The sequence below is a fragment of the Rhizobium sp. HT1-10 genome, from assembly GCF_049472505.1.
GTDB lineage: Bacteria > Pseudomonadota > Alphaproteobacteria > Rhizobiales > Rhizobiaceae > Rhizobium.
This window is the reverse complement of record NZ_JBCEBQ010000003.1, coordinates 49622-68813: the sequence shown is the minus strand read 5'-3', so window position 1 is coordinate 68813 and position 19192 is coordinate 49622. Positions and strand designations below refer to the sequence as shown.

The following is a 19192-nucleotide window of genomic DNA, read 5'->3' as shown; positions in this document are numbered from 1 at the left end:
GCCCCAATGGCATGATCACGATCCGGTGATCGCACAACGTTGCGACATTTGACTTCAGGACCATTGGTGGATTTCATCATCAGCTTGCAACGATGACGAGCCACTCCCATCTTACGGTCGGATCGCGTATGAGTTGTCACAACCATCTCGGTCGCGCCGATGATCGACCTTTGAATCGTTAGAATCGAAAGATCAGAATGTTCCGCACGCCGCTCAAGTCTCCGATTGCCGCAGCACTGCTTCTGAGCCTCTTGGCGGCATCCGCCGGACACGCCGAGGAGACCCCGGTCGTCGCTCCCAAGCAGAACCTGCCGGCGATCGTCGTCACCCAGGCGACGATACGCAAGATGGTCGACAAGATCGTGGCGACAGGCACCGTGAAGGCGGTCGAGGAAGTCTACATCCAGCCGCTGGTCGACGGGCTGCCGATCAAAACCTTGAATGCTGACGTCGGTGACAAGGTGACGGCCGACAGCGCGCTGGCGACGCTCAGCGACGACGCCCTCGTGCTGCAAAAGGCAGAGACGCTGGCAAACCGGGCCAAGGGCCAGGCAACGCTGGCGCAACTGCGCGCCCAGCTTATCGAGGCACAGGCCAACGATGCCCAGACGGAATCCCAGCGCGCCCGCGCCGTTTCCATGGGCCAGAAGGGCACCGTCTCCACCTCGACAGTCGAGCAGGCAACCGCAGCAGCCGCCGCCAACCGGGCACGGGTTACGTCGGCAGAACAGGCCATCGCCGTTCAGGAAGCCGACTTGAAGGTCATCGACAGCCAGATCGCCGACATCGACCTGAAGCTCGCCCGCACAGGCGTGAAGACGCCGGTCAACGGCACGGTCGCCTCGCGCAATGCCCGGGTAGGCGCCATCGCCAACGGCTCCGGCGACCCGCTGTTCACCGTCATCCGCGATGGCGCCCTGGAACTGGTGACCGATGTCTCCGAGGCCGATATCATCAAGATCATGCCGGGACAGAAGGCCACCATCTCGCTTTCCGGCAGCCGCGAGAAGCTGACCGGGTCCGTGCGGCTGGTGTCGCCTACCGTCGATCCCGTTACCCGGCTGGGCGCCGTGCACGTCTCCATCGATAGCGACGGGAAGGCCCGCGCCGGAATGTATGGCAGCACCGAGATCGTCATCAACGAGACCGAGGGGGTCGCCCTGCCGCTGACCGCCGTCAATAACGATCCGGAGGGCGCATCCGCTCGTAAGGTCGAAAATGGGATTGTCAAATTCGTTGGCGTCGAGACAGGCATCCAGGACGGGGCTTATATCCAGATCGTCAAAGGCTTGCAATCGGGGGAGGAAGTCGTCGCCAAGGCCGGCGCCTATGTCCGCGACGGCGACCATATCACACCGGTGCACGACATGCCCGGCGCCACCAACTGAACGGGGCTCAGATGAATTTCTCCGCCTGGTCCATCCGCAATCCTGTCGCGCCGCTGCTGGCTTTCGTCCTGCTGCTTTTCGTGGGCGTGCAGGCCTTCAACAAGCTGCCGATCACCCGCTTTCCGAATATCGACGTCCCCGTCGTCAGCATCACAGTGACCCAGAACGGCGCCTCTCCCGCCGAACTGGAAATGCAGGTCACCAAGGAGATCGAGGACGCCGTAGCGAGCATCAACGGCATCGATGAAATCCAGTCGACGATCAACGACGGGGTCTCCCAGACCGTGGTCGTCTTCCGCCTGGAGGTGCCGACCCAGCAGGCGGTGCAGGACACCAAGGATGCCGTCGACCGCATCCGCGGCAGCCTTCCCGGCAATGTCGACGAACCGATCGTTTCCAAGATTGATGTCGAGGGCCAGGCGATCCAGACCTTCGCGGTCTCGTCACCCAACATGACGCTCGAGGAACTATCCTGGTTCGTCGACGACACCATCAAGCGCGCGCTGCAGGGCCAAAAGGGTATCGGCCGCGTCGACCGCTACGGCGGTGCCGACCGAGAAGTGCGCATCGAGCTCGATCCGAACAAGCTGAACGCCCATGGCATTACCGCCCTCAGCGTCAACCAGCAGCTGCGCGGCACCAATATCGACCTCGGCTCCGGTCGCGGCCAGGTCGCCGGCAGCGAGCAGGCCATCCGCGTGCTCGGCGATGCCCGCAATGTCGCCCAGCTCGCCGATACCACCATTGCGCTCTCCAATGGTCGCTTCGTCAAGCTTTCGGACCTTGGCGCCATCAAGGACACCTATGAGGAGCCGAAGTCCTTCTCGCGCTTCAACAACAATCCCGTCGTCACCTTCGGCGTCTTCCGCGCCAAGGGAGCAAGCGAGGTCAGCGTTGCAAAGACCGTCTCAGACAGTCTCGCCCAGCTGAGGACGGAGAACCCCAATGTCAGCATCGAGCTGATCGACGATTCCGTTTATTTCACCTACGGCAACTATGAGGCAGCGATCGACACGCTGATGGAAGGCGCGCTGCTTGCGGTCATCGTCGTCTTCCTGTTCCTGAAGAACTGGCGCGCGACCCTGATCTCGGCCATCGCCCTGCCGCTTTCGGCCATCCCCACTTTCTGGATCATGGACCTGATGGGGTTTTCGCTCAACCTCGTCAGCTTTCTGGCGCTGACGCTGGCGACCGGCATCCTCGTCGACGATGCCATCGTCGAGATTGAGAACATTGCCCGCCACATCAAGATGGGCAAGACGCCCTACCGCGCGGCGATCGAAGCCGCCGACGAAATCGGCCTTGCAGTCATCGCCACCACCTTCACCATCATCGCCGTCTTCGTGCCCGTCTCGTTCATGCCGGGCATCCCCGGACAGTATTTCATCCAGTTCGGGCTGACCGTCGCCTTCTCGGTGTTCTTCTCGCTGATGGTCGCCCGCCTCATCACGCCGATGATGGCAGCCTACCTGATGCGCGCCGAAGACGGCATGGACGACCACCATGACAATGACGGCCGGATCATGCGTGGCTACACCCGGATGATCCGCGTGACGACCCGCTGGCGCTATACGACGCTTCTTGCCGCCATCGCCTTCCTGATCGGCTCCGTCTACTTCCTCTTCCAGGTCCCCGGCAGCTTCCTGCCGCCGGACGACGCATCGCGGATTGTGCTTTCAGTCGAGTTGCCACCCAATGCCCGGCTTGACGACACCGACAAGGCGACGGATGCGGTCTACAGCCGCGTCAAGAACATCAATGGCGTCGAGAGCGTCTTCGTGCTTGGGGGCGCATCGCCGAAGGGCGATCTCGAATTGCGTCGGGCGACCGTGACGCTTGGTCTTTTCAAGCGCGACCAGTCGCTGATGACCAGGCTGGTCAACGATGTGCTGGGCTCGATCCCCTTCGTTGGCCCGCAGCTGCCGAAGGTGGAACCGAAGGGCCGCATCAGGCCGCAATGGGATATCGAGAAGGAGGTGTTCGCCAAGTTGCGTGACATCCCGGACGTGCGGATCACCAAGCTGAATGACCGCGGCGAGCGTGACATATCCTTCAACTTCCTGTCACGCAGCGCCAAGGATTTGAATCAGGCCATCGCCATTCTTGAAGCCAAGCTCCGCGCCGATCCGCTGCTTGCCAATGTCAGCCCCGATGGCGCCCTGCCCCGACCCGAACTTCAGATCCATCCACGCAAAGACGAGGCAGCCCGCCTCGGCATCACCGCGCAGGCCATTTCCGACACGCTGCGCGTCGCCACCATCGGCGACAGCGATGCACTGCTGGCCAAGATCTCGCTCGATGATCGCCAGATCCCCGTCCGCGTCCAGGCGTCGCTCGATATGCGTCGCGATCTCGCGGCCATCCGCGCGTTGCGCATCCAGACGGCCGGCGGCGCAACCGTGCCACTCTCCACCGTTGCCGACATCGACTACTCGGAAGGTCTGAGTTCCATCAAGCGCAACAACCGCTACCGCGTGGTCGCCATCGGCGCCGACCTGCCGCAGGGCGTCGCCCTTAACAGCGCCTCCGACCGGTTCCGCCAGATCGTCGCCGACGCCAAGATCCCGGCAAGCGTGCATCTGGCCGAAAGCGGCGATGCCAAGATCCAGGGCGAGATGCAGCAGGGCTTCATCAACGCCATGCTGCTCGGGCTGCTGCTGGTGCTGTCGGTGCTGATCATCCTGTTCAAGGATGTCATCCAGCCCTTCACCATCCTGTTGTCGCTGCCACTCGCCATCGGCGGCGTGGCGGCCGCCTTGATCCTCACCAACAATCCGCTGTCGATGCCGGTCTTGATCGGCATCCTGATGCTGATGGGCATCGTCACCAAGAATGCGATCCTGCTGGTCGATTTCGCCATCGAGATGATGCACAAGGGCATGCCGCGCGTCGACGCCATGGTCGAGGCCGGGCGCAAGCGTGCACGCCCGATCATCATGACCTCGATTGCCATGTCGGCCGGTATGCTGCCCTCGGCGCTGGGCGTTGGCGAAGGCGGTTCGTTCCGCGCACCCATGGCGATTGCCGTCATCGGCGGCATCATCGTCTCGACGGTGCTGAGCCTGATCGTCGTACCGTCCTTTTTCCTTATCATGGACGACCTGTCGCGCCTGCTCGGCTGGATGTTCGGCCGTCTGGTCGGACGCCGCGATCCCGATGACGTCGTTGTCACCCAGGAGAGCCTAGCCGCAGCGACGGCGGCAAACCGTGCCGAACTCCAGGACTTTGAGCAGCGATTCGAGCGACTGGAGCAAAAGGACCCCGCCAACCGGGGCGCCGACAAGGCCAACCTTCTGAACCTACCCCATCACGCCGCCGAATGACGTCAACGTCGGCGTGACGGATTGCACGGAAATAGGTCACTCGTGTTCGGAGCCTCGCCTCTTGATCGAGATCAATCTGTTGCACTTGCCGGGCATCTATAATGGCGCGGACAGATTGGAGGTCCGCACCATGCAGAGATCGTTGCCGATGAGCGAGGGCGACAAGGCGCTCCTGAGGGAAGTGCCATTCATCAGCCTGCTGACCGTCGAGGTTCGGCAAAAGATGCTCGATATGGCGACGAGCATTCACTATGAACCGCGCGACATCATATTCCGCGAGCGCGAGCCGTCGGACTTCTTTTTCTGCGTGTTGAATGGCTATGTTAGGCTCTATCGTCTAGCCAAGGACGGCAAGGAGGCAGACATCCGCCTCTGCGGCCCCGGTGAAACGTTCGCAGCTTGCTTCCTCTATGCAGAGGGCGGCTATCGCTACAACGCAGAGGCGACAGCCACCACCGTCGTCGTACGCTTCGAAACCAGCAAGGTCCGAGCGCTAGCCGAGCGCTACAGCGAGATCGACAAGGCGCTGGTCGGCCTGATCGCCGCCCAATTGCTCGACAGCATCGACTGTCTCGCCAATGACAGACTGCGAACAGCACCGCAACGTGTGGCGAATTACCTGCTAGGCGCCTGCGCTGGGGATGGACAGGCGGCCTCGATCCGCCTTCCCTTCTCAAAAAGCTTGCTTGCCGGCAAGCTCGGCCTCGCACCGGAAGCCTTGTCGCGGGCTTTCTCGACGCTTCGCGGCTCAGGCGTTACCGTCCACGGTCGCCTCATCGAGATCGAGGACCCGGAGGCGCTGAGAAGCCTCTAGCGGTCAGAGCCCGCCATGAAGCTTCAGAAAGTCAACGATGGTACCGACACCGTCGCCACGCTTCATGTCGGAGAAGACGAAGGGCAGATCGGCGCGCATCCGCGTCGCATCGCGGTCCATCACCTCCAGATCGGCGCCCACATGCGGCGCGAGATCCTTCTTGTTGATGACGAGCATGTCGGACTTGGTGATGCCGGGACCGCCCTTGCGCGGGATTTCCTCTCCCTGGCAGACCGAGATCACATAGATGGTGATGTCGGCCAGGTCTGGCGAAAAGGTTGCGGCCAGATTGTCGCCACCCGATTCGATGAAGACAACGTCGAGATCCGGAATGCGCGCGTTCAGACCGGCGATGGCCTGCAGGTTGATGGTGGCATCTTCGCGGATGGCCGTGTGCGGACAACCGCCCGTTTCGACGCCGACGATGCGATCGGAGGGCAGCGCCTGCATCCGCACCAGCGCCTCGGCGTCTTCGGTCGTATAGATGTCGTTTGTGACCACGGCGACCGAATAGTCGTCGCGCATGGCCTTGCAAAGCTTCTCGGTCAAGGCTGTCTTGCCGGAGCCGACGGGACCGCCGATACCGACGCGCAAGGGACCGTTTCTGGATTTCATGGTGTGAGACTCCTGTCGAACGATAGATTATCGGAAGGCGCAGGTCGCGGGTAGCGGCAAATGACGGAGGCCTGCCGCCTTGACATGTTGCGAAACGGCCGGGCCTATCACGAGCGAAACAGCCGCACGCGTTGCGTCTCGTGACGCAGCGAGACGATATCCGCCTGGATGGTCGCAGAACCGAGATCGTCGAGCGTCGAACATGCCGCTCTTTCCGCTGTCCCGGCAACGAGGCGCTCCATCGCTGCAATCACCGCCACACCATCCTTCTGGCCGCAGACCCCCAGCCGGATGGCCGCCGAGACGCCTTGCGAAACGAAGGCGTGCAGATAGGCTGCCACCGCCTGCTCGCATCCAATTCCATGAACCGACGCGGTGGCGCCGACGGCCACCGGATAGGCAACGGCAGTTGAAATCGCAGCCGTCACCTTCGGCCACGCGCTGGCAGCCGTGAGAAAAGCCTCGCCGAGCAACATGGTTTCCTGGTGCCGTTCGCGCGAACCGGCCAGGGCTTCTGCGAGTTCGGCGCAGGCGGCAAGGCCCAATGCATCGCGCGCGGCCCGATGTGCTTCGCCCAAAAGGACGCAATCGTTCCAGAGCGCCCCATGGTCGACGACGGCGGACAACCACGCCTGGAGATCGCTCGCATCCCTGACCAAACCATCGTGTACCGCCCGTTCGAGCCCGCCGGAATAGGCAAAGGACCCAATCGGAAAGGCCGGCGACAGCCAGGCCATCAGGCGCAGCAGCGCACTCAGTTCAGTGGCGTCGCTCATTCAATCATGCGCCGCATGACCGTGGTCGTGCCCGTGCGAATGATAGGCGCCTCGCGCCGGCTGGAATGGCTCGGTCACGTCAGCGACTGCAGCGCCAAGGCCTTCGAGCATCGAGCGGATGACGTGATCGCGCAGGATCAGGATGCGATCCTCCTCGATCTGGGCAGCAAGGTGTCGGTTGCCAAGGTGCCAGGCGAGTTCGATCAGGTGCAGCCTGTCGCGCGCCTTGATCTCGAACAGCTTCTCGGGCTCCGCAACGATCTCTATCAGTTCGCCGTCGTCGCGCACCAGAAGATCGCCATGGGCAAGCAGCACCGCTTCCTTCAGGTCGAGCATCACCATGTCGCCGCTCTCCAGATGCAGCAGCTTGCGACGCAGATGCCTGAGGTCATGCCTGAGGACGACCTTCTCGATCGGGTGTGACGACGGGGTACCAGCCGGGATATATGAGGTGACGCGCTGCATGGAAGCTTCCGTTTCTGTGATGCCCGACCATGCAAAATAGCCACGCCTCATGCAACAGGAATGCATCGACAAATGTCAGGTTTCTAGGTCCCGAATTGGTAGCGAGGCGGTTCGACGAGACACTCAGCGGAATGCGCAAAAGCCACCTCCTCCGACCCTCTCAGGTGACACGACACTGCGCTATGCCTCTCGCTCTCGTGGACAACGCGATTGCGACCCAATGCCTTCGCCAGGTAAAGCGCGTTATCTGCCGCCGCATAGACCGCCTCCGGCCCGCGCTCGGCTTCAAAATCCGCGATGCCCGCCGATATGGTCACATTGATTTCGCCGCAGGCCGTCGCGATACCGGTGCTGCAGATCAGCGCCTTGGCGGCCTCGATGCGCGCAATGCGCTCGGCGACACTGGCGCCATGGACGAGCACGCCGAACTCTTCGCCACCGAGGCGCCCTGTGACGGCGTTATCCTTGAATATCAGCGACAGCTGGCTCGATATGGCAATGATCACCGCATCGCCTGCTGCATGCCCGTATCGGTCATTGACCGCTTTGAAGCGGTCAACATCGAATATGACGAGCGAGGCATTGCCGGCAACGGTCGACAGCGCTTCGGCAAAAGCGCGGCGATTGAAAAGGCCGGACAGCGTATCGGTGCGGCTCAGCCGCTCGAACTCGGCACGGGACACGCAGATTTCGTGGATGGAATGTCCGGTGACGATTGCAAGAACGCCGGACACGACGCCACCGATCAGCCACGACAGTAAAATTCCGAGCTTGATCGATTGGGGGAGCGGCATCTGCAGCCAGCCGCACCAGGACAGGGCCGGAAGAACCGAAACAACCAAAAGTAGGGAGAAAAGAACCGACTGCAGACTCACTTTCAACGCGAAGACGTAAATCGTTCGTCTTTCCTGAAAGTTACCAAGCTCTGCCTGAAGCGGTACCCATCTAGACATCGAAACCACTCCGCAACCCCTTTGGACCTTGGAGTTTTGATAGGCTTGCATCTCATTCCATGCCGTTAACGAAATCGATCAAATGCCACGCATTCTCGACTTGTGAACGGTGATATCTTGGTTCGAAAATCTGCCGCTGGAGGGACTTGGGAGGCCTGCTCCAGAATAGGATCTTAAAGCCTCTGGTTGCCGTAGGAAGTGCGGGTGTCGCGTCGCAAACTGACACATGGCTGTACCGGATAAGCACAACCATGTGCCAGGGTATCAATTCTGGGAGATCTTAACGAATCCCCAGGTTTCGCAGGTCTTCGCTGCGACGAAACCGTTAGGCCGCGACCTGGAGCGCCTTCAGGTTTTCGAGGATGTTCTGCGGAGAGGAGACACCATAGGGATCGGCTTCCGCATTGTCGGAGTAGCCTTCTTCCTCGAACCACTGTTCGACAACGCCGTCGTTGATGATCGCTGCGTACCGCCATGAGCGCATGCCGAAGCCGAGATTATCCTTCGAGACGAGCATGCCCATCTTGCGCGTGAATTCGCCGGAGCCGTCTGGGATGAGCTTGATGTTCGACAGGTTCTGCGCTTTGCCCCATGCATTCATGACGAAGGCGTCATTGACGGAAATGCAGTAGATCTCATCAATCCCTTCGGCTCGAAATTCGCCATGGAGCTTCTCGAAATCGGGCAACTGAAAAGTCGAGCATGTCGGGGTAAAGGCGCCCGGAAGCGAGAAGATCACAACGCGCTTGCCCGTGAAATAATCAGCGGAGGTCATGTCCTGCCAACGGTAGGGGTTGGCGCCGCCGATGGATTCATCTCGCACGCGGGTGCGAAACGTAACGGACGGGACTTTCTTGCCAATCAACATAACTCTACTCCTAGGGTCAAAGGGCGCGGCACGTCTCGGACGAACGTCCACTGCCGGATATTATCCTTCCCTAGCGAAAATCTTGCTGCAATGCAGCACAAAAACTTGCGTTGGAGACCTCCGCATGCCTGACATGCGGACCTTGCATGGCAGCACGTGCAGCGTTTGCGCCTCAATTGGTTTGGAGCGACTGCCACTCGGTTATGTCGTCGGTTTGGACCCAGATCGTATCTTCCTCGCCAGCCCGACCATGCTCGAGCTTGAAGGTTGCGACATCCAGGAAGAGCGAGCTGTGCTGCGACAGACGATCGAGAGATGCATCCGGCGGTTCCGCAACGTTTTCCATCGCCTCGCGGGTGACGATGACGAGCCAATTGCAGTCTCCGTCTTGGACGGGGATGTGACCGTTTTCCTCGGATAAAAAGGCTGGGAAACCCTCTCGCGTCGACAATGCCATGGTTCGCCCTTTCAGGTCGCTTTGCGTGGATCGCCTAGCGCTCGCAAGCCAGGCGCCCTTCGATCAGTCCGCCAGTGCTAAGCTTTCCGATGCACCACGCAGCTTGATATCGCCGTTGTCGGGAAAGAAGCGAGGTCCCACGATACGGACGGCCTTCGTGCTTTTGACCTCCGACACGTTCCGGGCCTCCTCGTGGGAGGTATGCTGGCTATCGGCTTGGAGGGCAGCGGGACGGTCGAATGCCACGCTGTTACCTGCAGTCGCCCCGTAGACACCGATGCTGGTCACGGCCGCCAGAAGGCCAGCGATAAGGAAGGTCGTCCGGGTAAAGCTTTGCATGGTATTTCTCGCAAAAGTTGGTATTGCTGCGAAAATGCATGACGCGGCCATAGGTTCCATCCAATGGTTTAACGCCAATCAGCAATGCTTTCTCGGTCTATAACCAGTGAATCCGAGTTGTCGGCACCGCGACATTCGACAGGCGCTAGGCGCACTTGTCTTTCGTCAACCCGCGCAATTTGCATGGCTGCACTGATATATGAAGGTATTGTGACAATGCTCGCGAGCGGGTAAATGCAACTTTCTTAAAATACCAACACTACGAAAAATCATATGATCGATATTAAGACCATCTTCCGGGCGAGCCTCGTTCGCCGAGCCATCTGTCGTGCCAACGTCGTCGGCAGGCGCCGTAAGCGCGCCGAAGATCTGGCCAAGAACGCTGTTCATCCTTCGATGTTCGGCGACAGCCTCGGCTGAAGGGTACCTCGCCCCAGATCAACGTCCCATAAAGCGGCCCGCCTGCACATGAAGATGCAGGCGGGCCGTTTCTATTGCTAGAACAGGAAGTAGCGCTGCGCCATCGGCAGCACCGTGGCGGGCTCGCAGGTCAGAAGCTCGCCGTCGGCACGCACCTCGTAGGTTTCAGGGTCAACTTCGATATGCGGCAACAGGTCGTTATGGACCATCGACGCCTTGGAGATGCCGCCACGGGTATTCTTGACAGCGAGAAGCTGCTTGGCGACGCCGAGCCGGTTCTGGATGCCGGCATCGAGAGATGCCTGCGACACGAAGGTGACGGACGAGTTTGTCAGGCTCTTGCCGAAGGCGCCGAACATCGGGCGGTAGTGCACCGGCTGCGGTGTCGGGATCGAGGCATTCGGATCGCCCATCGGCGCTGCGGCAATCGTGCCGCCAATGAGCACCATGTCGGGCTTGACGCCGAAGAAGGCCGGGCTCCACATGACGAGATCGGCGCGCTTTCCGACCTCGATCGAACCGATCTCATGGCTAAGGCCATGGGCGATAGCCGGGTTGATCGTGTACTTTGCGATGTAGCGCTTGACGCGGAAATTGTCGTTTTCTCCCCGCTCCTGCGCAAGCCGGCCGCGCTGGCGCTTCATCTTGTCGGCCGTCTGCCAGGTGCGGATCGCCACTTCGCCGACGCGACCCATGGCCTGGCTGTCGGACGAGATGATCGAGAAGGCACCGATATCATGCAGGATGTCTTCGGCGGCAATCGTCTCCTTGCGGATGCGGCTTTCGGCAAAGGCAATGTCTTCCGGGATCGAGGACGACAGGTGATGGCAGACCATCAGCATGTCGAGATGCTCGGCAATCGTGTTGACCGTGTAGGGCCGGGTCGGATTGGTCGACGACGGGATGACGTTCGGCTGGCCGCAGATCTTGATGATGTCCGGCGCGTGCCCGCCGCCCGCACCTTCCGTGTGGAAGGCATGGATCGTGCGGCCCTTGATCGAGCCGATGGTGTCCTCGACAAAGCCGCTTTCGTTCAGCGTGTCCGTGTGGATCATCACCTGCACGTCGAACTGATCGGCGACGGTCAGGCAGCAGTCGATGGCAGCAGGCGTCGTACCCCAGTCCTCATGCAGCTTCAGCGACGAAGCTCCACCCAAAACCATTTCCTCGAGTGCACCGGGAAGCGAGGCATTGCCCTTGCCGGCAAAGGCCAAGTTCATCGGAAAGGCGTCCGCCGCCTCGATCATCCGGGCGATATGCCAGGGGCCGGGCGTGCAGGTGGTGGCGAGCGTGCCGTGCGCCGGCCCGGTGCCGCCGCCGAGCATGCAGGTGATGCCCGACATCAGCGCCTCTTCGATCTGCTGCGGCGCAATGAAGTGGATATGGCTGTCCATGCCGCCGGCCGTGATGATCTTGCCTTCGGCGGCAATCGCTTCCGTGCCGGGTCCCACGATGATGTTGACGCCGGGCTGCATATCCGGATTGCCGGCCTTGCCGATGGCAACGATACGACCGTCCTTGAGGCCGATATCGGCCTTGACGATGCCCCAGGTGTCGACGATCAGCGCATTGGTGATGACGGTGTCGACGGCGCCGTTGGCGCGCGTCACCTGGCTCTGCCCCATGCCATCGCGAATGACCTTGCCGCCGCCGAACTTCACCTCTTCCCCATAGGTGGTGAAATCCTTCTCCACTTCGATGAACAACTCGGTGTCGGCAAGGCGCACTTTGTCGCCGGTGGTCGGCCCGAACATGTTGGCATAGGCAGCGCGGGAGATCTTGTAGGCCATCGTCTTTTTACCTCTGGAGCTCGGAAAATTGTATGTCTTTGGCTTAGGCCCTGTCTAGGTCGTCGCTGTCGTACGGTGGTCGCTCGATGTCTTGCTCGTACGGCTCGGGAAATCGGAGAGGCCACCCGGGAGCCGACGCATCGGAGCGCGCGAAGCTACGGTCCCGACAGCATCCCTATGCGTGCCGCCGGCCCTCAATTGCCCGGACCTTCCGCCAACTCCTTAAGCTCCTTCGTCCGCAGGCGGGTCATCGTCGCCTTGCAGCCGGACACCAGCATCGGCTCCATCGATCCGCCCCGCACCTGAAATCCCTCTGCCTCGCATTCGCCGTCGCGGTAGGCAATCCAGCCGCGCTGCCCCGCGAGCAGCGCTTTTTCGGCGCCTTTCATGTCGCCCTCAAGATCGGCATCAATTTGCTGCAATCCCGCGCGGGTCTTTTTGTATTGCGCGTTCAGCGCCACATCTGCCGTCTCGAAATCCTGCTGCGAGCAGATGTTCATATCCATTTGCGTCACTGAATTGCTGCAGTCCGGCGTGTCTTCCGCCAAGGCAACACCGTGGGCCATTCCCATCATCACGCCTGCCGCAGCCATCATCAGGATCGAACGCATCTGAAGTCCTCGGTTGCTTACGGGCTCACAGCTTGCCCATGACCAGCTGGCGGAAACCGTAGACCTCGCGCTTGCCGGACAGGGGAATGAGCGTCACCGACCGGGTCTGGCCCGGCTCGAACCGCACGGCGGTGCCGGCCGGGATGTCGAGGCGCATGCCCTGCGCCTTTTCCCGGTCGAAGTTGAGCCCGCCATTGGTCTCGGCGAAATGGTAGTGGCTGCCGACCTGCACCGGCCTGTCGCCGGTGTTCGACACATCGATCGAGACAGTCGGCGCGCCGGAGTTCAGTTCGATATCGCCGCTGGCGGCAATGATTTCACCGGGGATCATCGGATGTTCCTCTTCATGCGGCCTTGGGCGCACAGCCCTCGGCCTTCAAAACGCGTTTTGTCGAGGCCGGATTGGCCGCAAGCTTGGCCGCCGGCCGCACCGGGCGGCGCACCAGTTCACCGCCGCAGTTCGGGCAGATGCCGTTGAGCGTGCCCGAAGCGCAATCTGCGCAATAGGTGCACTCAAAACTGCACATCATGGCCTCCAGGCTATCCGGCGGCAGATCTCGATCGCAGCACTCGCAATTCGGCCTGAGCTCCAGCATGACAGCCTACCTAATCGGTTCGTGGACGGTCACGAGCTTCGTGCCATCGGGGAACGTCGCTTCGACCTGCACATCGTGGATCATCTCGGCGATGCCTTCCATCACCTGGTCACGACCGATGACATGGGCGCCGGCTGACATCAGGTCGGCAACGGACCGGCCGTCGCGGGCACCCTCGACGACGAAGTCGCTGATCAGCGCGATGGCTTCCGGATAGTTGAGCTTGACGCCCCGCTCCAGCCGGCGGCGCGCCACCATCGCAGCCATGGAAATCAACAGCTTGTCTTTTTCTCTCGGAGTGAGGTTCATCGTCTGCCTATTGCTTGAACTAGAGATTCCAGACTTTCGGCACTGGCGCGCCATTGCGCAAGGCCGAAATGATCGGGATGAGGATTTTTCTGAGCGCGAAGCCGTCCGATGCCGCAAGCCGGATGACCAGCTTGTCGTTCCACTGGCTGACCCCGCCATTATGCCCCTCCAGCATCGGCCGAACGGTCGACAAATAGCGTTCCGCAGAAGGTCCCGCGTAGAGAACGGTGACGAAAGCCACCTGCCCGCCCAGCACCGCCTGCTCCGCCGTGAGATCAGTCACATCGCCATCGAGCCTGAGATCCTCGGCATGGATCAGCCTGCCGCCCCGGCGCACCCGCCAGCGGTCCCGGAACAGCCCTGTTGCCATCGTCTCGCCCATCGCCTTGCGGCCGAGCAGAACGGCTTCGACGGCCAGGAATTCGGCGCTGTCGTCGAGTTCGACATCCAGCGTCCGCGACAGCGCCGCCCGATCGAACAGGATCGTTTCCTGCGGCAGCCAGTCGACCCGGGCCCCCGCGCCGACCTCGATCCGCGTCCTGATCTCGGCGACGCCCGCAGACGCCTTGTAGATCTTCTCGCAGGCCTGCGTCGTCACGTCGATCCGCGTCTGCGGCCGCGCCGTCACGCTCCAGTCCATGCGATCGCCGCCGGTCAGGCCGCCAGCCGTGTTGATGATGACCGCTTCCATCGAGCTATCGAAGGTATCAGGCAACCGGATCTTCGCAGCACCTTCCTGGAAGAATTCGGCCAGCCGCGTGCGACCGCCGATCCACTTGGCGGCCAACTGACCGCGTCCCTCGGCCCTTTGCGGCCTGGTGCTCGCTGCCATCGTCGTCATCCCGCCACTCCTGCGATCAGCTTATACAATAGCCGCCATTCAACCCCGCAAGCCTCTGAATGCAAGCTCTTTTTCGCGCCTCCACCATTCCCGGTGGTCACCGTCAGACCGTCAGGTGGCGCCGCGCCTCCGGCGTATCCAGCGTCTCAGCCAGCCCCTCATGCACGATCTCTCCCCGGTCCATGATGTAGACATAGTCGGCAAGCTCGCGGCAGAAATCGAGATATTGCTCGACCAGCAGGATCGCCATGCCGGTGGAATCGCGCAAGTACTGGATCGCCCGGCCGATATCCTTGATGATCGACGGCTGGATGCCTTCCGTCGGCTCGTCGAGCACGAGGATCTTCGGCCGCGTCACCAGCGCCCGGCCGATCGCCAGCTGCTGCTGCTGCCCGCCGGAGAGATCCCCGCCCCGCCGCGACAGCATGGATTTCAGCACCGGAAAAAGCTGGAAGATATCCTCCGGCACATGCCGCTCCCGGCGCGCCAGCGGCGCAAAGCCGGTCTCCAGATTTTCCTTCACCGTCAGCAGCGGAAAGATCTCGCGACCCTGCGGCACGTAGCCGATGCCCTGCTTGGCGCGGGCATAGGGGGCGAGGCCGTCGAGCTTGCGATCGTTGAAGCTGATGCTGCCGGCACTCAGCGCATGCTGGCCGGTGACGGCGCGCAGCAGCGAGCTCTTGCCGACGCCGTTGCGCCCGAGCACGCAGGTGATCTTGCCCATCTCGGCCTTGATCGAAATGCCCCGGAGTGCCTGGGCGGCGCCGTAATGGAGATTTGCGTTTTCGACGGTCAGCATGGTGCGGGTTCCTCATTCATCGGGGTAGGCTTACCCCCCTCTGTCAGCTGCGCTGACATCTCCCCCACAAGGGGGGAGATCATTCTTTTCCCTTTTGGGCCCAAAGCTCTCGACCAATCTCCCCCCTTGTGGGGGAGATGTCCCGGAGGGACAGAGGGGGGTCGGCGCCGCAAACTCGTATCCATCGCGGTCACCGCCCCAGATAATTCTCGATCACCTTCGGATCGCTGCTGACAAAATCGATCGAGCCTTCAGCCAGCACCGAGCCTTCGGCGAGGCACGTCACCTTGACGCCGAGATCGCGGATGAAGCCCATGTCGTGCTCGACCACGACCACCGACCGGGTCCTGGCGATTTCCTTCAGCAGGATCGCCGTCTCGGCGGTCTCCGCATCCGTCATCCCGGCCACCGGCTCGTCCACCAGCAGAAGCTTCGGCTCCTGCGCCAAAAGCATGCCGATCTCCAGCCACTGCTTCTGTCCGTGGCTGAGGTTGGCCGCCAGCTCGTCGCGCCGGCGATGCAGCCGGACGGTGTCGAGGATCTCGTTGATGCGGGCGCGGTCCGTCTCTGTCATACGGTAGAACAGCGTAGAGAACACGCCGCGACTGCGGTTCAGCGCCAGCTCGAGATTGTCCCAGACCGTGTGGCTCTCGAAAACAGTCGGCTTCTGGAACTTGCGGCCGATGCCGAGAAGCGCGATGTCGGCCTCGTCCTTCTTGGTGAGATCGACGGTGCCGTTGAAGAACACCTCGCCTGAATCGGGCCTGGTCTTGCCGGTGATGATGTCCATCATCGTCGTCTTGCCGGCACCGTTCGGGCCGATGATGGCCCTGAGTTCGCCGGGCTCGATCACCATCGACAGCGAATTGAGCGCCTTGAAGCCGTCGAAGGAAACCGAGACGTTGTTCAGATAGAGCATGCTGGTGGGTTTGCCGTCGGTGATCATGCTCTTACTCCGCTGCCTTCAGGGGTTCGTCGCTCTCGCCCTTTTCCGCCGCCACGGATGTGCGGCGCGATCTGCCGGCGCCGGTGCCGTAATGGGCGATGGTGCCGACGACGCCGCGCGGCAGGAACAGCGTCACGGCGACGAACAATCCGCCCAGCGCAAACAGCCAGACCTCGGGAAACAGGCCGGTAAAGATCGTCTTGCCGCCATTGACGAGGATCGCCCCGATGATCGGCCCGATCAGCGTCCCGCGCCCACCGACGGCGGTCCAGATGACCACTTCGATGGAATTGGCAGGCGCGAACTCGCCGGGATTGATGATGCCGACCTGCGGCACGTAGAGCGCACCGGCAATGCCCGCCATCATCGCCGAGACGACGAAGGTGAACAATTTGATGTTCTCGACACGGTAGCCTAGGAAGCGCGTCCGGCTTTCGGCATCGCGCACGCCGACCAACACCTTGCCGAATTTCGAGCGGACGATGCCGGACGAAATCAGCAGCGCCAGCGCCAGGAACAGGGCTGTCAGGGCAAACAGGGCAGCGCGGGTGCCATCGGCCTGGATATTGAAGCCGAGGATGTCCTTGAAGTCGGTCAGCCCGTTGTTGCCGCCAAAACCCATGTCGTTGCGGAAGAAGGCAAGCAGCAGCGCGTAGGTCATCGCCTGGGTGATGATCGACAGATAGACGCCGTTGACGCGGGAGCGGAAGGCGAACCAGCCGAACACATAGGCGAGCAAGCCGGGCACCAGCAGCACCATCAGCGCGGCAAACCAGAAATGATCGAACCCGTACCAGAACCACGGCAGCGCCTTATAGTTCAGGAACACCATGAAGTCGGGCAGGATGGGATTGCCGTAAGAACCGCGGGCGCCGATCTGGCGCATCAGGTACATGCCCATGGCATAGCCGCCGAGCGCGAAGAAGGCGCCGTGGCCGAGCGACAGGATGCCGCAAAAGCCCCAGACGAGATCGAGCGCCAGCGCCAGCAACGCATAGGTGAGATACTTGCCGAACAGCGACATGATGTAGGTCGGCACATGCAGCGCGCTCTGCGGGCTGGTCAGGAGGTTGGAGGCCGGGACCAGGATCGCCAGCGCGACCAGGATCAGGATGGCAATGATGATCTTACGGTCGAGAGACCGGAGCAGGAAGGCCGTTATCATGCTTCCACCGCCCTTCCTTTGAGTGCGAAGAGCCCACGCGGTCGCTTCTGGATGAACAGGATGATGAGGACGAGCACCAGGATCTTGCCGAGCACGGCACCGGCATAGGGCTCGAGGAACTTATTGAGGATGCCGAGCGACATGGCCCCGACCAGCGTTCCCCAGAGATTGCCGACCCCACCGAAGACGACGACCATGAAGCTGTCGATGATGTAGGCCTGGCCGAGGTTCGGCGAGACATTGTCGATCTGGCTGAGCGCGACGCCCGCCATGCCGGCGACGCCGGAGCCGAGCGCGAAGGTGAAGGCATCGACCCAGGCGGTGCGGATGCCCATCGACGAGGCCATGCGGCGGTTCTGGGTGACGGCCCGCATCTGCAGACCGAAAGCCGAACGCTTGAGGAGAAGCAGCAGCGCGAAAAACACCACCAGCGCAAAGACGATGATCCACAGCCGGTTCCAGGTGATGTCGAGGCCACCGAGATCGAAGGAGCCGGACATCCAGGAGGGATTACGAACCTCGCGGTTGGTCGGGCCGAAGATGGAGCGGATCGTCTGCTGCAGGATGAGCGAGATGCCCCAGGTGGCAAGCAGCGTCTCGAGCGGCCGCTTGTAGAGGAAGCGGATGACCGTGCGCTCGATCAGGAAGCCGACGGCGCCCGTGAACAGGAAAGCGGCGGGCACGGCGAAGGCCAGCGAATAATCCGCCAGTCCCGGTGCATAGCGGGTGATCGCCTCCTGCACGACATAGGTCGTGTAGGCGCCGAGCATGACCATTTCGCCATGCGCCATGTTGACGACGCCCATGACACCGAAGGTGATGGAAAGGCCGATGGCAGCCAGCATCAGCACCGAACTCAGCGACAACCCGTACCAGATGTTCTGCGCGACATCCCAGAGCGCCAGCGTGTCCTTGATGGAATCCATGTCCTTCTGGATGGCAGGCTGCAGGTCTGCGGGCGCCGTCTGCAGCGCCGCCGTCAGGATGGTCAGCGCCTCGCGGTCGCCGCGCGCCGCAATCGTGTCGATGGCCGCCTTCTTGTCCTCCGGGCTCGCGTCGGTCTTCAGCAGCACGACAGCGCGCGCCGCCTCCATGGTCTTCTTGACCTCGGCATCCTTTTCCTCGGCAAGAGCCGAATTCAGGAGATCGATATTGCTCGGATCGGCATCCTTCAGCATGCCCTCGGCCGCTGCGAGCCGCGCGGCGCGATCCGGGCTCAGCAGCGTCAACTGGCCGATCGAGGCGCTGATGACGCCGCGCAGCGAATTGTTAACCTTGACCTTGACCATCGTGTCCGGATCGATGTCGGCGACGGCTTCGCCAGTGATCGGGTCGGAAAAGGTCGGGGCGTCGTCCGTGCCACCCTGCAGCAGGACGGGACCGCCATCGGCGTTGACGAACAGCAGACCGTCGCTCAGTTCCTTGAGGATCTTGCCGACATGCGGATCCTTGGAGGCAACCAGCGCCTTGATCGCCGCTTCGCGTTCCGGAAAGTCGCCGACGCCGAGCGCGTCGACCAGCGGGTGGACCGCATCTTCCGCCTTCAGCACGGTCGAAAAAGCCGGCAGGGCGAGGCAGAGGGTCAATAGGAAAATCTTGATGGCGCGATACATCGGCTCTTTCGCCTCGGTTATCGTAAACCTACGGGCCGGTTAGGCCAGGCGGAGGTTTGTTTTCTAGTGTCGTTGCAGCGTCTCTGCCGTCATCCTCGGGCCTC

General features: G+C 61.8%; 21 protein-coding genes. 4 read left to right on the top strand and 17 right to left on the bottom strand.

Going from position 1 to position 19192, the window contains the following annotated elements; all coding sequences use genetic code 11:
• Positions 1-197: 197 nt before the first annotated feature.
• The 3 genes from VH564_RS08920 to VH564_RS08910 all read left to right on the top strand — a co-directional run bounded on the left by VH564_RS08920 (position 198) and on the right by VH564_RS08910 (position 5525).
• On the top strand, positions 198-1388 hold the full coding sequence (locus VH564_RS08920; RefSeq protein WP_423339473.1) for an efflux RND transporter periplasmic adaptor subunit: 1191 nt from the start codon (positions 198-200) through the stop codon (positions 1386-1388).
• An 11-nt stretch (positions 1389-1399) separates the two neighbouring features.
• Positions 1400-4711 carry an efflux RND transporter permease subunit gene (locus VH564_RS08915; protein WP_423339472.1) on the top strand — a complete coding sequence of 1104 codons (3312 nt, stop codon included), beginning with the start codon at positions 1400-1402 and terminating at the stop codon, positions 4709-4711.
• A 130-nt stretch (positions 4712-4841) separates the two neighbouring features.
• Positions 4842-5525 (top strand): Crp/Fnr family transcriptional regulator, encoded by a 684-nt coding sequence (locus VH564_RS08910; protein ID WP_423339471.1) that lies wholly within the window; start codon positions 4842-4844, stop codon positions 5523-5525.
• Positions 5526-5528: 3 nt separating this feature from the next.
• Here VH564_RS08910 and ureG read toward each other — a convergent pair whose 3' ends face one another.
• The 7 genes from ureG to VH564_RS08875 form a co-directional block, all read right to left on the bottom strand.
• Positions 5529-6140, bottom strand: a complete 612-nt coding sequence (ureG, locus tag VH564_RS08905) for an urease accessory protein UreG (RefSeq protein WP_423339470.1) — start codon at positions 6138-6140, stop codon at positions 5529-5531.
• Positions 6141-6247: 107 nt separating this feature from the next.
• Positions 6248-6916 (bottom strand): urease accessory protein UreF, encoded by a 669-nt coding sequence (locus VH564_RS08900; RefSeq protein WP_423339469.1) that lies wholly within the window; start codon positions 6914-6916, stop codon positions 6248-6250.
• The gene (gene ureE, locus VH564_RS08895) at positions 6917-7381 is read right to left on the bottom strand and encodes an urease accessory protein UreE (protein WP_423339468.1); all 465 of its coding nucleotides are present in this window, start codon (positions 7379-7381) and stop codon (positions 6917-6919) included.
• An 83-nt stretch (positions 7382-7464) separates the two neighbouring features.
• On the bottom strand, positions 7465-8385 hold the full coding sequence (locus tag VH564_RS08890; protein WP_423339467.1) for a GGDEF domain-containing protein: 921 nt from the start codon (positions 8383-8385) through the stop codon (positions 7465-7467).
• A 274-nt stretch (positions 8386-8659) separates the two neighbouring features.
• On the bottom strand, positions 8660-9199 hold the full coding sequence (locus tag VH564_RS08885) for a peroxiredoxin (protein ID WP_423339972.1): 540 nt from the start codon (positions 9197-9199) through the stop codon (positions 8660-8662).
• A gap of 175 nt (positions 9200-9374) precedes the next feature.
• On the bottom strand, positions 9375-9659 hold the full coding sequence (locus VH564_RS08880) for a hypothetical protein (protein WP_423339466.1): 285 nt from the start codon (positions 9657-9659) through the stop codon (positions 9375-9377).
• Between the two features lie 63 nt (positions 9660-9722).
• The gene (locus VH564_RS08875) at positions 9723-9998 is read right to left on the bottom strand and encodes a hypothetical protein (RefSeq protein ID WP_423339465.1); all 276 of its coding nucleotides are present in this window, start codon (positions 9996-9998) and stop codon (positions 9723-9725) included.
• A gap of 273 nt (positions 9999-10271) precedes the next feature.
• On the opposite strand from VH564_RS08875, the gene VH564_RS08870 reads away from it, so the two are divergent.
• On the top strand, positions 10272-10418 hold the full coding sequence (locus VH564_RS08870; protein WP_423339464.1) for a hypothetical protein: 147 nt from the start codon (positions 10272-10274) through the stop codon (positions 10416-10418).
• Positions 10419-10495: 77 nt separating this feature from the next.
• Here the strand turns inward: VH564_RS08870 and ureC are convergent, their stop codons facing one another.
• The 10 genes from ureC to urtB all read right to left on the bottom strand — a co-directional run bounded on the left by ureC (position 10496) and on the right by urtB (position 19088).
• The gene (ureC, locus tag VH564_RS08865) at positions 10496-12208 is read right to left on the bottom strand and encodes an urease subunit alpha (RefSeq protein WP_423339463.1); all 1713 of its coding nucleotides are present in this window, start codon (positions 12206-12208) and stop codon (positions 10496-10498) included.
• A gap of 194 nt (positions 12209-12402) precedes the next feature.
• A complete protein-coding gene (locus VH564_RS08860) occupies positions 12403-12819 on the bottom strand; it encodes a lysozyme inhibitor LprI family protein (protein WP_423339462.1) in 417 nt (138 codons plus the stop codon).
• A 25-nt stretch (positions 12820-12844) separates the two neighbouring features.
• Complete coding sequence (locus VH564_RS08855; protein WP_423339461.1) at positions 12845-13150, bottom strand: urease subunit beta; 306 nt, start codon at positions 13148-13150, stop codon at positions 12845-12847.
• A 13-nt stretch (positions 13151-13163) separates the two neighbouring features.
• Positions 13164-13415, bottom strand: coding sequence for a DUF1272 domain-containing protein (locus VH564_RS08850; RefSeq protein WP_423339460.1), 252 nt, complete (start codon positions 13413-13415; stop codon positions 13164-13166).
• A gap of 6 nt (positions 13416-13421) precedes the next feature.
• Positions 13422-13724, bottom strand: coding sequence for an urease subunit gamma (locus tag VH564_RS08845; protein ID WP_111222535.1), 303 nt, complete (start codon positions 13722-13724; stop codon positions 13422-13424).
• Between the two features lie 19 nt (positions 13725-13743).
• Entirely contained in the window at positions 13744-14565 is an 822-nt protein-coding gene (locus tag VH564_RS08840; RefSeq protein ID WP_423339459.1) for an urease accessory protein UreD, read from the bottom strand.
• Positions 14566-14668: 103 nt separating this feature from the next.
• Positions 14669-15364, bottom strand: coding sequence for an urea ABC transporter ATP-binding subunit UrtE (gene urtE / locus VH564_RS08835; protein WP_423339458.1), 696 nt, complete (start codon positions 15362-15364; stop codon positions 14669-14671).
• Positions 15365-15554: 190 nt separating this feature from the next.
• Complete coding sequence (gene urtD, locus VH564_RS08830) at positions 15555-16310, bottom strand: urea ABC transporter ATP-binding protein UrtD (RefSeq protein WP_423339457.1); 756 nt, start codon at positions 16308-16310, stop codon at positions 15555-15557.
• A 4-nt stretch (positions 16311-16314) separates the two neighbouring features.
• The gene (gene urtC / locus VH564_RS08825) at positions 16315-17475 is read right to left on the bottom strand and encodes an urea ABC transporter permease subunit UrtC (protein ID WP_423339456.1); all 1161 of its coding nucleotides are present in this window, start codon (positions 17473-17475) and stop codon (positions 16315-16317) included.
• The gene (gene urtB, locus VH564_RS08820) at positions 17472-19088 is read right to left on the bottom strand and encodes an urea ABC transporter permease subunit UrtB (protein ID WP_423339455.1); all 1617 of its coding nucleotides are present in this window, start codon (positions 19086-19088) and stop codon (positions 17472-17474) included. The genes urtC and urtB overlap by 4 nt, the downstream gene beginning before the upstream one ends.
• Positions 19089-19192: the final 104 nt, after the last annotated feature.

What these genes read in the sequence shown, in the direction of transcription:
- VH564_RS08920 (WP_423339473.1), top strand. Translation starts at nt 198, where the DNA reads ATGTTCCGCACGCCGCTCAAGTCTCCGATTGCCGCAGCACTGCTTCTG.
- VH564_RS08915 (WP_423339472.1), top strand. Translation starts at nt 1,400, where the DNA reads ATGAATTTCTCCGCCTGGTCCATCCGCAATCCTGTCGCGCCGCTGCTG.
- VH564_RS08910 (WP_423339471.1), top strand. Translation starts at nt 4,842, where the DNA reads ATGCAGAGATCGTTGCCGATGAGCGAGGGCGACAAGGCGCTCCTGAGG.
- ureG (WP_423339470.1), bottom strand. Translation starts at nt 6,140, where the DNA reads ATGAAATCCAGAAACGGTCCCTTGCGCGTCGGTATCGGCGGTCCCGTC.
- VH564_RS08900 (WP_423339469.1), bottom strand. Translation starts at nt 6,916, where the DNA reads ATGAGCGACGCCACTGAACTGAGTGCGCTGCTGCGCCTGATGGCCTGG.
- ureE (WP_423339468.1), bottom strand. Translation starts at nt 7,381, where the DNA reads ATGCAGCGCGTCACCTCATATATCCCGGCTGGTACCCCGTCGTCACAC.
- VH564_RS08890 (WP_423339467.1), bottom strand. Translation starts at nt 8,385, where the DNA reads ATGCAAGCCTATCAAAACTCCAAGGTCCAAAGGGGTTGCGGAGTGGTT.
- VH564_RS08880 (WP_423339466.1), bottom strand. Translation starts at nt 9,659, where the DNA reads ATGGCATTGTCGACGCGAGAGGGTTTCCCAGCCTTTTTATCCGAGGAA.
- VH564_RS08875 (WP_423339465.1), bottom strand. Translation starts at nt 9,998, where the DNA reads ATGCAAAGCTTTACCCGGACGACCTTCCTTATCGCTGGCCTTCTGGCG.
- VH564_RS08870 (WP_423339464.1), top strand. Translation starts at nt 10,272, where the DNA reads ATGATCGATATTAAGACCATCTTCCGGGCGAGCCTCGTTCGCCGAGCC.
- ureC (WP_423339463.1), bottom strand. Translation starts at nt 12,208, where the DNA reads ATGGCCTACAAGATCTCCCGCGCTGCCTATGCCAACATGTTCGGGCCG.
- VH564_RS08860 (WP_423339462.1), bottom strand. Translation starts at nt 12,819, where the DNA reads ATGCGTTCGATCCTGATGATGGCTGCGGCAGGCGTGATGATGGGAATG.
- VH564_RS08855 (WP_423339461.1), bottom strand. Translation starts at nt 13,150, where the DNA reads ATGATCCCCGGTGAAATCATTGCCGCCAGCGGCGATATCGAACTGAAC.
- VH564_RS08850 (WP_423339460.1), bottom strand. Translation starts at nt 13,415, where the DNA reads ATGCTGGAGCTCAGGCCGAATTGCGAGTGCTGCGATCGAGATCTGCCG.
- VH564_RS08845 (WP_111222535.1), bottom strand. Translation starts at nt 13,724, where the DNA reads ATGAACCTCACTCCGAGAGAAAAAGACAAGCTGTTGATTTCCATGGCT.
- VH564_RS08840 (WP_423339459.1), bottom strand. Translation starts at nt 14,565, where the DNA reads ATGACGACGATGGCAGCGAGCACCAGGCCGCAAAGGGCCGAGGGACGC.
- urtE (WP_423339458.1), bottom strand. Translation starts at nt 15,364, where the DNA reads ATGCTGACCGTCGAAAACGCAAATCTCCATTACGGCGCCGCCCAGGCA.
- urtD (WP_423339457.1), bottom strand. Translation starts at nt 16,310, where the DNA reads ATGATCACCGACGGCAAACCCACCAGCATGCTCTATCTGAACAACGTC.
- urtC (WP_423339456.1), bottom strand. Translation starts at nt 17,475, where the DNA reads ATGATAACGGCCTTCCTGCTCCGGTCTCTCGACCGTAAGATCATCATT.
- urtB (WP_423339455.1), bottom strand. Translation starts at nt 19,088, where the DNA reads ATGTATCGCGCCATCAAGATTTTCCTATTGACCCTCTGCCTCGCCCTG.